Below are 14,844 nucleotides of genomic sequence, written 5' to 3'. Positions count from 1 at the left end.
ATCAATTGGCTAGTTGCACGGACAGACCGACCCGTTGAATACCCGCACGCTGCAAGGTATCCATGACCTTGACTACGCTTTCATACTTCACATTTTTATCGGCGCTAATCACCACAGCCGAATTGGTGGCCGTCACTCCGTCACGCGCGCCCTGCGCACCTTTGACCGCACCTGCGAGCTCCTTCAGGCTGAGGGCCGTGGTCTTGTCTTTCACCTTCATTTCCAGGCCGTCATTCTTGCCCAGTACGATTTGAATGATCTGGTCGGGCTGGCGTGACGCCTTACCCACACTAGGGAGATCAATCATGCTGGGCGTGATCAAAGGCGCCGTCACCATAAAAATGATCAGCAGCACCAGCATCACGTCGATGAAGGGCACCATGTTGATTTCGTTGATGGTGCGGCGGCCTCGGCCACGGTGCGATACGGCTGGCATGATTACCGCGTGTTCGTCGTAGGTTGCGCACCAACATTGCGCTGCAGAATGTTGGAGAACTCTTCGATAAAGGTCTCTTGGTGCGTGGCAATGCGGTCGATGTCGCGGGCAAAGCGGTTATATGCAACAACTGCTGGGATGGCGGCAAACAAGCCAATCGCCGTTGCGACTAGTGCCTCGGCAATGCCCGGTGCTACCGTGGCCAGCGTCACCTGGGTCAATGCGGCCAAGCCTACAAAAGCGTGCATGATGCCCCACACGGTGCCAAACAAACCTACGTAGGGTGACACTGAGCCGACCGATGCCAGGAAGGAGAGGTTGGTTTCAATCACATCCATCTCCCGCTGAAAGCTGGCACGCATGGCGCGACGGGCGCCGTCCATCAATGTACCAATGTCGGTAATGCGACGCTCACGCAGCTTTTGGAATTCGCGCATGCCGCTGGCGAATATCCGCTCCATAGGACCGCCTTTACCGGCGTGCTTGGATGCATCGGTAAATAGGTCGTTCAAGCTGGCGCCGGACCAGAATTCGCGTTCGAACGATTCGTTGAGTGACTTCACGCGGTTCAGCGCAAAGTATTTTCGGAAGATGGCTGCCCAGCTCGTAATGGACACCAGCATCAATAGCAGCATGACGGCTTGCACCACGACACTTGCGTTGAGCACCAGGTGGAGTATGGATAGGTCTTGGTTCATTGCGGAATTTCAGGAGGGTGATGCGGGGCCGTAACTGGGTCAACATTAGAGCAGAAGCGTGCGCAAACGTGCCACGGCTTCCTGTAAGTGTTCCATGGAACTGGCCGTTGAAAAGCGCACGAAATTGTGTGTTTGGGCAGAGCCAAAATCGCGCCCTGGGGTGATGGCGACATGGGCCTTGTTCATGACTTCAAACGCGAAATCCCAACTGTCCTTGATCCCCAACTTGGCGCACGCCGCTGAACAGTCCGCCCAAGCGTAGAAGGCGCCGTCGGGCATCACTGGCACGGTCAGTCCCATGGCGTTGAGCTGCGGTATGAAGTAGTCGCGCCTGGCCTTGAATTCACTGCGGCGCTGCTCGTACAGCGCCAGGCTTTCGGGTTCGAAACAGGCCAGAGCCGCATGCTGGGCAATGGTGCTGGGGCAGATGAACAGGTTTTGTGCCAGGCGCTCGATGACGGGCACCAGGTTTTCCGGCACCACCATCCAGCCCAGGCGCCAGCCGGTCATATTGAAATATTTGCTGAAGCTGTTGATGCTGATGATGTCGTCGTCCAGCGCCAGTGCGGTCTGCCCGTACTGGGCTTCAAAGCTCAGCCCCAGATAGATCTCGTCGGCCATGGTGATGCCACCATGCATCTGCACCACGCGGTGGATGTCGCGTAAGGCGTCCGGGTGGATAGACGTGCCTGTGGGGTTGGAGGGCGACGCCAGCAGCACGCCACGCGTGCGCGGACCCCATTCAGAGCGCACCGCATCGGCGCTGAGTTGGAAACGGTCTTCGGCCGTGGTCGGCACCAGCACCGCATAGCCTTCCGCTGCACTGACAAAATGCCGGTTGCAGGGGTAGCTGGGGTCGGGCATCAGGATTTGATCGCCGGGCTCGATCAGGGCCATGCATGCCAGGTGCAGGGCAGCCGATGCGCCTGCCGTCACCACAATCCGGCTGGCTGGTATGTCGACGCCGAAGCGCTGGGCATACCATTGGCTGATGCGTTCACGCAGCATCGGAAGTCCGGTTGCGGGTGTGTACTGCGTGCGACCGTCACGAATGGCGCGCTCTGCGGCTTCTTGCACCAAGGGTGGGGCTGTGAAATCGGGCTCACCGATGTTCAGAAAAATCATGGGCGCATTGGTGTGCGCCACTGACTGGCCCAAACTCGCGGCGGCCTTGGCCACCTCCATCACATAAAAGGGTTCTATCTTTTGTGCACGCGAGGATATTTGCATGGATGTATTGGCTGTGCGCGATCAGTTACGCGGCTTTTTGGCTTGCGCGCGGTCTGCTTCGACTTCGACTGCGCGCAGCGTCGGCGCTATGCCATTGAGAACGGCGTTTACATATTTGTGCCCATCAGTGCCACCGAACTCCTTGGCCAATTCAATGCATTCATTGAGCACCACGCGCCATGGCACATCGAGACAATGGCTCAATTCATAGGCACCGATCCACATAATCGCATGCTCAATGGGTGAGATCTCCGACATGGGCCGATCCAGCAAATGCGTAATCAAGGCATCCAGTTGTACGGCCTCCGCAATGCAGCCTTGCAGCAGTGCATCAAAGTGCACGGCGTCTGCCTTGTTGAAGCCTGCCAGATCGCGGGTAAAACGGTCGATGTCGTCAATTGCGTTGCCTCCAACCAGATGCTGGTAAAGGCCTTGCAACGCGAACTCGCGCGACCGGCTGCGGTCTGACTTGCTACCGGCTTTGCGCGCGCCGGTGCTGGTAAGGCCGGTACGGGATTGGCGAGGAGGGCGTTTGGACGCGGCGTTCATGGTGCTCATTACATGGCCTCCAACAGGTTCGCCATCTCTATGGCCACACGCGCGGCATCGCGCCCTTTTTCTATCTGGCGGGCGACAGCCTGGGGCATGTCTTCTGTAGTCAAAATTGCGTTGGCAATTGGCAATTGGTAATCCAGCGAAACACGTGTCACGCCTGCGCCCGACTCGTTGGCTACAAGCTCGAAGTGATAGGTTTCACCGCGGATGATGCAGCCAATAGCGACCAAGGCGTCGTAATTGGTCTTTTCTGCCATAGCCTGCAAAGCAACAGGGACTTCCAGAGCGCCAGGTACGGTCAAGTGCTCTATGTCTTTCTCTGCCACGCCCAGCGCAATGAGCTCGGCTTTGCAGGCCTGTGTGAGAGCATTGGTGACGTCGGCATTGAACCGCGCCTGCACGATGCCTATTTTGAGGCCCTTTCCATTCATGCGGTCGTCCGTAGTGGCAACGTGGCCCTTGTCTGCGCCAAACATAGAATTCCTTTCAATGGGAGACGGCTTAGCAGCGATCTCCATGCCAATTTATTTCGTGATGTAACCGGTGATCTCGAGGCCATAGCCAGCCATGCTGGGCATGCGTCGAGGGCTGCCCATCAGGCGCATTTTGTGCACACCGCATTGGCGCAGTATTTGTGCACCGATGCCATAGGTGCGTAGGTCCATGCGGCCCCGCTCGGGCGCATGTGCTGGGCGTGCTGTACCTTCGAACTGGGCTAACAGCTGCTCACCACTTTCGCCACAGTTGAGCAGCACCACAACGCCCTGGCCCTCTGTTGCAATATGGGACAACGTGGCGTCCAGGCTCCAGGAGTGCATGGTGCGGCCCACTTGGAGCGCGTCCAGTATCGACAATGGTTCGTGCACACGTACTGGAATGGTGTCGGATGCATTCCACTCGCCGCGAACCAAGGCGAGGTGTACGCCTCGACCCGTGGTGTCGCGGAATGCATGGGCAGTGAACTCACCAAATGCCGTGTTGATGGCATGCGTTCCCATGTTCTCAATCAGGGATTCCACGCGGCTGCGGTAGGCAATCAGATCGGCAATCGTGCCAATCTTGAGACCATGCTCGCCTGCAAACAATTGCAAGTCGGGCAGACGGGCCATGGTGCCGTCGTCCTTCATGATTTCGCAGATCACCGACGCGGGGGAGCATCCTGCCATGGTCGCCAGATCGCAACCGGCCTCGGTGTGGCCAGCACGCATGAGCACGCCGCCGTCCACCGCTTGCAAGGGGAATATATGGCCAGGTTGTACCAAATCGTTAGGCACCGCGTTCTTGGCTACCGCAGCCTGTACCGTGCGTGCGCGATCCGCAGCCGAAATGCCCGTGGTGACGCCTTCTGCGGCCTCAATGGAGACAGTAAATGCCGTACCTTTTTTGTCGCCATTACGCGCAACCATGGGCGGAAGTTGCAGCTTTTCACAGCGTTCGCGGGACAGTGTCAAACAAATCAAACCGCGGCCAAAACGGGCCATGAAATTGATGGCATCTGCCGTGACGTGGTCGGCTGCGAGAACTAGGTCCCCTTCGTTCTCACGGTCTTCTTCGTCCACCAAAATGACCATGCGCCCGGCGCGCATGTCTGCCACGATGTCTTCTACTGGGGAAATAGGCACAGGGGTCTGGGGTTTCATGGTGTCAAAGGTAGGGCAGGGAATACCCGTTATTGTCCCAGATGAAGTGGGCGCCGCAGTGGGATTCCATTCTCAGGCTGCGGCTTGTCAAAACAGCGTCGCGTCTGTTACTAGTCCGGTAGGGCAATCTGGTTGTCGACGCTGAACTGGTAATCCTTGAAGATATGTTCGGCACTCAGGGTTTGGTAGGTTCCGTCGGCCAACTTGCGCGTAGTGTCTTTGAGGCGGTAAGTCGTGCTGCCGCAGGTCCAGCAATTGAAGTTGCGCATATGGGTGCACAAGCAGGTTTTATCCATCACGGAGATGTTTTTGCCATCTGGATGGATCACGATTTGCTCGTTGTAGGCGGTGATATAGGCGCAACTACCGTTGCCATCCAGGAGATAGCCATAGGCTTCGCAGTTGGGTCGAATGCCGGCGCCAATGGCGGGCGTGCTGCGCAGCATGCGCATCGGGTAGCCTGTTGGGGAGATGGTGTTGACGATGATGTCTTCCTCGCTGGCCCTGAAGTACTCCTGCTTGATCTTGGCAGGCAGTCCGCATTCGTTGGACACAGTAAAACGGGTAGCCACTTGAAGACCTGCTGCTCCAATCTCCAGAAACGACACGGCGTCACTGCCGGTGAAGATGCCGCCTGCCGCAATCAGGGGGATGTCCAATTGCTCGGTCTTCATGAATTGGGCAATTTCGGTCACGATGGTGGCCAAATCGTATTCGGCCCAGTCCATGCCAAATCCCAGGTGCCCGCCGGCCAGTGGGCCTTCAATGATGATGTAGTCCGGTAATCGGCCCAGGCGCGAGGTCTTGCGCAGGAATAATTGCAAGGCACGGACAGACGACACAATGATGCCCAGCTTGGCGTCTCTGAATCGCGGGTGATCCGCCATTAGCGCAAAGGAGCCCAGATGCAGGCCCGCGCTCAGCGTAATGCCGTCAATGCCGGCATCCAATGCCGAATTCAGCCGCACCTGCAGGGTTTCACGCGGCGCGTTCATCGTGAGCTTTTCCATGCAGTTGACGAAGATCATGCCGTCGCCACGTTTGGCTTCCATGGTCTTACCTACATGCAGTTTGGTCGCTTCGGCCAAGCGCCCAAGGTCGAACTTGATATCGCTCTTATCGGAATTGGCGATGTTGTATTTGTAGAACTTGGTCTTCTCTTTGACGAAGTCAGTATCAAAACGCCGATCCGATACATCTGGCACCATTGCGTCCGAAATGTGGCCAATTCCGCCTAAACGAGCTGCTTCCAGCGCCAACTCCGCGGTAGAAATATCAACGCCCATGCCGCCGATCATGATGGGAACGTATTCTTTTTTTCCAAACCGCAAGCGGAAGTCGTCTACTCGTTTCATTATTGTCCTTGTGGGATTTGTGTGTCGGTATAGCGCATTAGCATGTCAAATTGACGGTGGCATGTCGCTGCTAAGCATGCGTTCCACGTAGCGCGCAATCAAATCAATTTCCAGATTGACCCTGGAGCCGGGTTTCAGGTTGCCTAGGGCTGTATTGTCCACGGTATGCGGTATCAGATTGATGCTGGCTTCGCAGCCTTCGGCCAAATCCGCGATGCGGTTGACCGTCAGGCTGACGCCGTTGATCGTGATGGACCCCTTATAGGCCAGATATTTGGCCAGGTCTTTGGGGGCCATAACGCGTAATTCCCAACTCTCACCCACCGGTGCGAAGTGGGTTACGGATCCTATGCCGTCGACATGACCGGATACCAGGTGCCCACCCAATCGGTCGTTTGCGCGCAATGCCTTTTCGAGATTAATGGGGCCCACATCATCCAGGCCTGCGGTTTTTGCCAGCGACTCAGCAGATATGTCGATAGTGAACTGACGGGCTGCAGTGTCCAGTGTGGTGACGGTCATACATGCGCCGTTCAGCGCGATGCTGTCTCCCAAACCCACATCGTCCAAGTAGTGATCGGGGCAGGTGATGGTCAGACGTTTGCCGTGTGTGGGCGAGTCGCCCAAGGCGCTGACGGCGGCAATGCGTCCAACGCCGGTGATGATTCCTGTAAACATGGGGGGATTTTCGCAGGGATTGGACCTGCGCCCGAAAAAGGGCTTAAAAAACGTCGCGTCCGCGTACGCGAGCCAGTACCCGAAGGTCTGGACCGACCAGGGTTGTGGACACAAAATCCAATTGCAGCGCTTGGCCCAAGTCGTCCAGGGGACCAAAGCTGGCCATGTCTCGACCCTGGCCAAGCAGTTTGGGTGCCATATACATCAGCAACTCATCCACCAAGCCTGCGCGGATCAGTGAGCCATTCAGGCGATGGCCGGCTTCCACATGCAACTCGTTAATTTCCCGGCGGCCTAAGTCCAACAACATTGCAGCAAGATTTACCTTGTTTGTAGGGCTGGCATCATCTCCCGTACCGGGAAGATGGATGAGCGTGGCGCCACATGCCTCTAATGCCTGTTGGCGAGCGTCATTCTGCATCGCAGCATAGATGAATGTGGGGCGCCCTTCCATGATGATGGGGGCGTCTATGGGAGTCTGTAGCGCACTGTCCACAATGACGACTGGGGGCTGGCGGTCGGTTTGCACGGCGCGCACGTCCAGCCGGGGGTTGTCTTGCAATACAGTGCCAATGCCTGTCAGTATGGCGCCAGCACGGGCCCGCCACGCGTGGCCGTCGGCCCGCGCCTCAGGTGAGGTGATCCATTGGCTGGTGCCATTGTCCAGCGCGGTTTTCCCATCCAGCGAGGCTGCAATCTTCATGCGGACCCACGGTGTCTTGCGGACCATGCGGCTGAAAAAGCCAATGTTGAGCTCACAGGATTGGATGGCCAGTGGGTCAGTTGAGCTTAAAACTTCAACTTCCACACCGGCGGCGCGTAGCTTGGCGAAGCCCTGCCCAGCGACCAAGGGGTTGGGATCGGTCACCGTTGCAACCACCTTCTTGATGCCGGCAGCTATCAGCGCGTCGCAACAGGGTCCGGTTCGTCCGTGGTGGGAGCAGGGTTCAAGCGTGACATAGGCAGTGGCGCCGGTGACGTCGTTTCCCAGCGTTTGGGCATTGCGTAATGCCATCACTTCTGCGTGGGGGCCTCCGACCTGTTGAGTATGGCCCTCTCCCAAAAAGGCTCCGTCGCTGTCAGCGATCACACAGCCCACTGCAGGATTTGGTGGGCATGCATTTTGGGCATTGGCAGCGAGCGAAAGCGCTCTTTCAATGTAAATATTGGGCACGGGAGTACTTCGGAGGCAGTTTGCGCAGTTTACCGTTTGGCGGCGTAGAGCCGCCGAACGTCCGGATTGGATTGCTGCGCAAAAGTACTTGGTTTACTCTCCAGGGTATGAAAAAACGCCCATCAGGCTTCACTATTATTGAACTGCTGATTACTGTTGCGATACTCGGCGTGCTCATTGCGATTGCCATACCCAGCTTCACTACGATGCTAATGAAGCGGTCGGCGCAGGGCGCGGCGCTTGCATTGGTGAGTGATATGCGCTATGCGCGATCCGAAGCGTTGCGTCGGTCTGCTCCTGTGTCTATTTGCAGTTTGGCGGCGGGCAGTACATCAACTTGCTCTACTTCACCCGCATGGGTAAATGGATGGATGGTGTTTGTTGATACAGGGGCTACGCCAGGCACCTGGGAAACGGGTGAGGAGATTGTTCGGGTGCAACAACCACCTTCAAATATTGGTTCTATTGCTCAAATTACGACTCCTAGTAGCACGAAGCGCTTTTTCACCTACCAATCCAATGGAATCGCGGTAGCGTCATCGGAAACACTATTAGTTAAGCCAGCTAGGTTGAGTTCGTCTGTGAATGATCGATTGGTTTGTGTAGGACCTATTGGACGCGTCAACTTGGAGGCACAAGGAGTCACGGCATGTCCCTAATTCTTAAATCTAATCGTTGGGAAAAGTTGCGCAAACGTGGGCGGGCAAGGGGGGCATCTCTGATCGAGGTTTTGATATCTGTGCTGCTGGCTTCCGTTGGGCTACTTGCCCTGTCCGGGGCAAATGTAGTATCTATTCGGTACTCCAAAATGTCCCAATACCGGGCGACTGCCACCATGCTGGCGGCAGATTTGGCCGAGCGCATGCGTTCCAATCAAGGTGGGCTTGCAGATTACGCTGTGTCTGACAATTTTTCTACTCAGGCCAGTCTTCCCGCTGCAAGCACCGCTTGCGAGGGGTATTCCAGCACTTGCAGTTCCGTTGCTGCTTATGACTTGGCCAATTGGCGGCGGGTGGTAAGGAGCGTCTTGCCCGAGGGGTCGGTTTTCATCACGCCGTCGACTGCCGTTTTGGCTGCCGATGTGTGGGTCGCCTGGCGTGATCCAGCTGTCGCCAACCCCAGTGAAAACACGACGGATGCGCGAGGCACTAGCACAAAAGAGTGCCCGAGTGGTTTTAGCTCCGATCAGAGTGTTCGATGCGTCTACTTTAGGATCAACATATGAAAGCCATGCGTTCCTTTCGTAAGGCCAAGGGGCTGACGCTGATTGAGCTCATGATCTCTATGGTCATTGGCATCGCGGTGGTGGGGGCCGTCATAGTCAGTTTTATCGGGTCTGGCAGAGCCAGCCGTTATCAAGCGGCGGTGGGGCAAATGAACCAAGAGGCTCAAGTAGGCTTGAACCTGTTGTCGCGCGAGATTCAATTGGCGGGCTATGTTGCCCCAGGCAACACACTGGGGACTTCCGGTATCTTCGGCTGTGATGCCACGAGCGGGACACTGCCATTTACCAATCCTGCCGCAACGGCTACCCTGACTTGTAATACGTCTTCCAGTACTACAGTGTCGGGATTGGAGGTTGTGTACGAAGCGGATACTAAGACCACGGTTCCTACATCAACCAATATCCCTTCCGACTGTCAAGGACTGGGGTTGACTTTGGCCTCAGGTTTCTACATCGCTAGAAATCGGTACTTTCTGAACACTACTGGAAGTGGCACCACAGCCCGCAAGGAGCTTTATTGCGCCAGTAATGTCAGCGCTGGTCAGCCCCTGATTGAGAACGTTGACGATATGCAGTTGTGGTATGGCATCACTACGTCGGCAGCTCCAACGCAGATTGTTCGTTATGCCAAGGCGGGCAAGGATGCTACGACCGCTGATACCGTAAATGCCCAGGGTGCTTCCGAATGGGGCAACGTCATCAGCGTGCGTATCTGTTTGTTGATGCGCAGTCCCGAGCCTATTCTTACTGCCGAGGATACATTGACCTATTCGGATTGCAGTTCGACAACCCAAACTTCGAATGACAAGTACCTGCGCCGAGCCTATTTCACTACGGCCACGGTGCGCACCAAGATGACGTCTTGAACGACGCGATACTCCTATGAAGGCCTTAAACATATCTTCTGTTGCCACGCGACGTGCTAGCCAGGGCGTCTCGTTGATCATCGTTTTGATCATGATGATCATCATCGGTATCACCGCCGCCACTGCGATGCGCAACGCTACGTCTGAACAGCGTGCAACCAACAACCAACGTGTAGAAGCCACGGCCCTGCAATACGCAGAAGCAGCCCTTCGCTACTGCGAAAACGAGTTGAAGAAAGCGGACGCTGCGCGTACAGCGACTTTGCAGAATGCCCATATTCCAACCACTACAAACACTTCTTCGACCTCGGGGTGGGAAGATACGGCTACCTGGACCGGCTCTACCGGCCGGGCCTCTAGCTCTCGAACCACAGTACCGGACTCGGTCATACAAGATAACGCTAGCGCGACTGATTTGCCGACGAAAAGACCTGAATGTGTGGCTGAGAACATGACCGGTGTTGGGGTTGTGATTACCGCGCGTGGCTTTAGTCCTGACTACACATACAACACCACAACAGGGGCCACTACCGGAGGTGCTGTGGTGTGGCTGCAATCCATCACAAATTGAAACAGTGCCCCTGACACAGGAGTTTTCCCATGACAGCTATTAAACCCACGAACCGGCTCCAGACCATAGCCCGCGTTTTACTGCCCTTGCTGATTGTGAGCACATCTGTTGTGCACGCACAGACGCCCTCGCAGTTGCCGTTGCTGACCAAGGCAGGTGCGGCTGTTGCTCCCAATGTGATGCTGACGCTGGATGATTCGGGCTCCATGGCATTCCGGCATATGCCCGAAAATGTTTTTGCAGGCGGCACCTTTGCAACGGCCAACCCGGTAAATAGCAACACGGTGTTTTGGGATAAGAATGACAATTACCAGAACACGACGAACGTAATGGGCGTTGTTCCAGGCATCATCACGTCCGCCAATTACGTGCTACGAGCACTACGCTCTGCTGACACTAACACCATTTACTACAACCCTGAAATTCAATACAAGGCTTGGTTGACATCGGATGGTGTAACCCGCTTGCCAAATTCTCCCGTTGCCACGGCCTATATTAATCCTCTGGTTCGGACTTTAGCGGCCGGCACCACTATTGATTTGACGGCCTTAACTACGAATGGGACTTTTGCGGCAGGCTCCTTTGTTGTGGGGAAAACTTATACCATCGTAACCTCGGGCACTACGTCGTTTACTGCAATAGGGGCGGCTAATAATAATGTTGGTACAACTTTTACGGCTACTGGGGTAGGTACTGGAACGGGCACTGCGCGCGACGCTACATGGTGTTTCGCCAATGCCGCCAATGCAGACTGTACTGCCCCGACCGGCACATTTCAAAACGATCCAGGCGTTTACTTCAGGCTGGCTAAACAGGACGTTTCCGGCGGTAGCTTTGTCGTTGGTAAGAGCTATACCATCGTATCGGTGGGTAGCACTAACTTTATGGCTGTGGGGGCCGCATCGAATACGGTGGGCTTAACATTCACTGCCACCGGCGTTGGTAGTGGTAGCGGTGTAGCTAATGGCTATGCGCCTATCACGACTGCAAGCAACTACACCCCGTTTTCTGTTAATAGTGTCCCGGCCGGCTCCTTCGTGGTTGGAACCCAGTACAAGATTACGACAGCTGGGACCACCCCGTTTACTAGCATTGGTGCTTCGTCCAATGCGGTTGGTACGATTTTCACCGCAACCGGAGTCGGGTCGGGCACTGGTACAGCCAGTCAAAACGCCTTTACAAAATACACTGATCGTACTGATTGCGCGGGTGCCACCTGTACCCAGGCCGATGAGCGTCAAAACTTTGCCAACTGGTTTACGTACTACCGCGACAGAAATCTATTGGCACGTGGCGCGCTGATGGAGGCATTTGGTGTAGAGGCTGCGCCCGTAACAGCAGGGACCTTTGTCGTGGGTACCAGTTATGCCATCGTCAGCACAGGGACAACCAGCTTCACTTCCATTGGTGCTTCTGCTAACACAGTCGATACGGTCTTTACCGCCACGGGTGCGGGAACAGGAACAGGCACTGCCCGTCAGATCGCTATGCGCCTGGGCTTTGGTCGAATCAATAAGGGTGCTGCTACTGTAGATGGTGTGTCCACCGCGGTCATTGAAAGCAGTGCTACCTACGGCGGGGGTGGGGTGCGCGATTTCAATTTTGCTCGCAAGGCAAATTTGTTCAAATGGCTGGAAGATCTGCCAGCCAGTGGTGGTACACCCTTGGTTGGGGCGCTGGACAAGATTGGGACTTACTACTCGCGCACAGATACCCAAGGGCCTTGGACAGACAACCCCGCTGTTTCCAGTAACACGGTGGCTAACAACAAAACCTGCCGGCGCTCTTACACGATTTTGTCGACGGACGGCTATTGGACGGATACCGTAGCGGTGGGTAATGTAGATAACACAGACGGCACTACCATTACCGGCACAGGTTCAAGCTATAAATACATAGCTTCAAGGCCGTACAAGGATGATTGGAGCAATACCCTTGCAGACGTCGCTATGAAGTATTGGAAGGCCGATTTGCAACCTTCCACGACCAATGCTGTACCTGCAGTGGCAGAAAACACGTCGTTTTGGCAGAACATGACGGTCTTTACCCTGGGCTTGGGTGTAAAGGGAACGCTGGACCCTGATTCGGACCTTCCTGCATTGACTGCTGGTACCAAGACATGGCCTCAAGCCACGCCAGGTGGCACAGGGGCAAATGTGGACGATTTGTGGCACGCCGCTGTCAATAGCCGTGGAAAATACTTTAGTGCCAAGGATCCGCAAGAGTTGGCCACGGCGGTTCGTACCGCACTCGCAGGTGCGACGGGCGGCGCAGGCGCGACTGCTGGCGTGGCGACGGCATCAACCTTGTTGTCCAGCGGTAACCGGAAGTATGTTCCGACATTCGAGTCGGGAAACTGGGACGGCGATATCACGGCGTATGCATTGGATGCGACAGGTCAGGTAACGACGGCTCAGTGGACAGCTTCTTCCAGAATGCCGGTATGGAGCAGCCGCAATATCGTGACATTCGATAACACAGCATCCACTTGGGCCGGTATTTCTTTCGACTGGGCCTCTATTCCGCTGACTGGTCAGACTGCCATGGGCTCAGTAGCCGCGCTGCACCCAACCGAGTTCATGAATTACCTGAAGGGCGATCACAGCCAGGAAGGCGTGAGTAATCTGTATCGTACGCGCTTGGACTCGGCTGCGAAGCCCTTCATTTTGGGGGATATCGTCAATTCCAACCCCGTCTTGATCAAAGGCAACTTCGATGGTGCCTACACAGACCCTGCCTTTGGTGGCACAGGTGCATACGCAAGCTTCAAGACCACTAAGGCAGCTCGTACTGCGGTGCTTTTCGCCGGCGGTAATGATGGCATGCTGCATGCCTTCCAGGATACCGAGGGGGTTGCTGCATCAACTGATGGGCAGGAGATTTTTGCCTATGTGCCCCGTACGATTTACCCTAATCTGTACAAGCTGACAGACTACAACTATGGCACCACGGCTGCGCTGCAGCACCAATATTTTGTCGATGGCCCTTTGCATGAAGCGGATGCTTATGTAAAGGCACCCGGAGCTTCTTCTGCCTCATGGCGCAACTATTTGTTCGGTTCGTTGGGTTCCGGCGGCCGAGCTGTCTTTGCCCTGGATGTTACAAATTCAACCAGTATGACTGCAAGCTCCGTGCGCTGGGAGCTGTCCAATGGTGAAGATGACGACATCGGGTATGTATTGACTCCTATCAAAGTGGGCGTTCTTGCAAACGGTCGTTGGGTTGCTATTTTTGGTAATGGCTATGCTAGCGGCAGTGGTAAAGCCGTTTTGTTTGTGGTTGATATAGAAAACGCTGCTAGCAGCAGTGCAGCCGTCCGTGCATCGGCCATACAGAAGCTGGTGTTGGATAGCTCGGGCAGCAATGGCTTGGGTGGGGTGACACTCACCCCGAACATTACTACCGGTCGCACCGAATTCATTTATGTGGGCGATCTGAAGGGCAAGCTTTGGAAGATCAAGTACAACACGACAACCAATTTGTTTGAGGTTGACGCAAGCAGCACGTCTGGTTTGTTTGCTGCAAAAGACTCACTCAATGCAGCGCAGCCGATTACTTCCAGCCCCGTGGTTTATAGGCATTCGCTGGGCGGCTACATGGTGATATTTGGCACCGGAAAGTTGTTCAGCACGGCGGATGCAAGTGATACATCTACTCAGACGGTGTATGGTGTATGGGACAAAGACGCAGGTGCTTTGGCGGCTGCCGACTCCGTGCCTCGCCCGTTGACCCGGTCGAACCTTGTTGTGCGCACCCTATCAACGTTCGCAGGGACTGGTGCTGCGTCTGGCACAACCTTTGTCTCCGCAACGGGCGCAACCGTGGACTATACGAGCACATCGCGCGGGTGGTATATGGATTTGAGTCCGACGATTACCGGCGGCCGTGTGATCTATCCGTCGCAGGTCGTTGGGTACACAACGGCCTTGGTCAGCTCCGTGGCCCCCGTACAGGGAACGCCATTGGCTTGTGAATCAGGTACCGGTACGGCATTGAATCTTCTGGTGCCGGTTGAGCAAGGGAGCAACCCAACCAACCGCAGTTTCGATACCAATGGAGACGGCATTGCCAATGGCAGCGATAACCTCGGTATTGGTTACACGACGAAAGCTGATGGTGTGGACGCCGTAGTAAGCAGTGCGGGTGTGAGCGGCAACAATCGGTTGACCGATATAGGTGGTGGTGGTCCGGAGGGTGATTGCACAGGTGCGGTTTGCTCCAAGAAGGGCCAAAAGTGTGTGGCCAGTCCCTTGTGCCCAGAGGCTAATACTTGTCTGTCCAGTATCCAATCTGCGACGATGGGATTGCCGGTTTGTATTCCCGTCGGCTCGGGTGGAACGCGTGTTTGGCGTCGTATCATCAACCCACCTATCCGCTGATAACCTACTGAAAGAGATTGATCATGGCTCACCCCGA

Annotated in this window: 14 protein-coding genes; 5 read left to right on the top strand and 9 right to left on the bottom strand. The window is 55.6% G+C overall.

What is annotated here, in order from left to right:
* Position 1: 1 nt before the first annotated feature.
* The 9 genes from AC07OO_RS00765 to ribD form a co-directional block, all read right to left on the bottom strand.
* A complete protein-coding gene (locus AC07OO_RS00765; protein ID WP_495080151.1) occupies positions 2-436 on the bottom strand; it encodes an ExbD/TolR family protein in 435 nt (144 codons plus the stop codon).
* A gap of 2 nt (positions 437-438) precedes the next feature.
* On the bottom strand, positions 439-1,134 hold the full coding sequence (gene tolQ, locus AC07OO_RS00760; RefSeq protein ID WP_495080150.1) for a protein TolQ: 696 nt from the start codon (positions 1,132-1,134) through the stop codon (positions 439-441).
* 45 nt (positions 1,135-1,179) lie between these two features.
* Positions 1,180-2,364 carry a pyridoxal phosphate-dependent aminotransferase gene (locus AC07OO_RS00755; protein WP_495080149.1) on the bottom strand — a complete coding sequence of 395 codons (1,185 nt, stop codon included), beginning with the start codon at positions 2,362-2,364 and terminating at the stop codon, positions 1,180-1,182.
* 21 nt (positions 2,365-2,385) lie between these two features.
* Entirely contained in the window at positions 2,386-2,922 is a 537-nt protein-coding gene (gene nusB / locus AC07OO_RS00750) for a transcription antitermination factor NusB (RefSeq protein WP_495080148.1), read from the bottom strand.
* Entirely contained in the window at positions 2,922-3,395 is a 474-nt protein-coding gene (gene ribH / locus AC07OO_RS00745; protein WP_495081749.1) for a 6,7-dimethyl-8-ribityllumazine synthase, read from the bottom strand. The genes nusB and ribH overlap by 1 nt, the downstream gene beginning before the upstream one ends.
* Positions 3,396-3,443: 48 nt before the next feature.
* Positions 3,444-4,559, bottom strand: a complete 1,116-nt coding sequence (ribBA, locus tag AC07OO_RS00740) for a bifunctional 3,4-dihydroxy-2-butanone-4-phosphate synthase/GTP cyclohydrolase II (protein ID WP_495080147.1) — start codon at positions 4,557-4,559, stop codon at positions 3,444-3,446.
* Positions 4,560-4,669: 110 nt separating this feature from the next.
* Positions 4,670-5,914, bottom strand: coding sequence for a nitronate monooxygenase (locus AC07OO_RS00735; RefSeq protein ID WP_495080146.1), 1,245 nt, complete (start codon positions 5,912-5,914; stop codon positions 4,670-4,672).
* Positions 5,915-5,959: 45 nt separating this feature from the next.
* Complete coding sequence (locus AC07OO_RS00730; protein WP_495080145.1) at positions 5,960-6,592, bottom strand: riboflavin synthase; 633 nt, start codon at positions 6,590-6,592, stop codon at positions 5,960-5,962.
* 43 nt (positions 6,593-6,635) lie between these two features.
* The gene (ribD, locus tag AC07OO_RS00725; protein ID WP_495080144.1) at positions 6,636-7,766 is read right to left on the bottom strand and encodes a bifunctional diaminohydroxyphosphoribosylaminopyrimidine deaminase/5-amino-6-(5-phosphoribosylamino)uracil reductase RibD; all 1,131 of its coding nucleotides are present in this window, start codon (positions 7,764-7,766) and stop codon (positions 6,636-6,638) included.
* Here ribD and AC07OO_RS00720 point away from each other — a divergent pair.
* The 5 genes from AC07OO_RS00720 to AC07OO_RS00700 are packed head-to-tail and all read left to right on the top strand — an operon-like array spanning position 7,709 to position 14,807.
* A complete protein-coding gene (locus tag AC07OO_RS00720) occupies positions 7,709-8,425 on the top strand; it encodes a GspH/FimT family pseudopilin (protein ID WP_495080143.1) in 717 nt (238 codons plus the stop codon). The genes ribD and AC07OO_RS00720 overlap by 58 nt on opposite strands.
* A complete protein-coding gene (gene pilV, locus AC07OO_RS00715) occupies positions 8,416-8,991 on the top strand; it encodes a type IV pilus modification protein PilV (RefSeq protein WP_495080142.1) in 576 nt (191 codons plus the stop codon). Before AC07OO_RS00720 ends, pilV begins: the two co-directional genes overlap by 10 nt.
* Positions 8,988-9,857, top strand: a complete 870-nt coding sequence (locus AC07OO_RS00710) for a PilW family protein (protein ID WP_495080141.1) — start codon at positions 8,988-8,990, stop codon at positions 9,855-9,857. Before pilV ends, AC07OO_RS00710 begins: the two co-directional genes overlap by 4 nt.
* 16 nt (positions 9,858-9,873) lie before the next feature.
* Positions 9,874-10,428, top strand: a complete 555-nt coding sequence (locus AC07OO_RS00705) for a pilus assembly PilX family protein (RefSeq protein WP_495080140.1) — start codon at positions 9,874-9,876, stop codon at positions 10,426-10,428.
* Positions 10,429-10,457: 29 nt separating this feature from the next.
* Entirely contained in the window at positions 10,458-14,807 is a 4,350-nt protein-coding gene (locus tag AC07OO_RS00700; RefSeq protein WP_495080139.1) for a PilC/PilY family type IV pilus protein, read from the top strand.
* Positions 14,808-14,844 lie beyond the last annotated feature (37 nt).

This window comes from Rhodoferax sp. GW821-FHT07G04 (assembly GCF_059418585.1).
The sequence above is the reverse complement of the archived record's forward strand: the minus strand, read 5'-3'. Positions and strand labels throughout refer to the sequence as shown.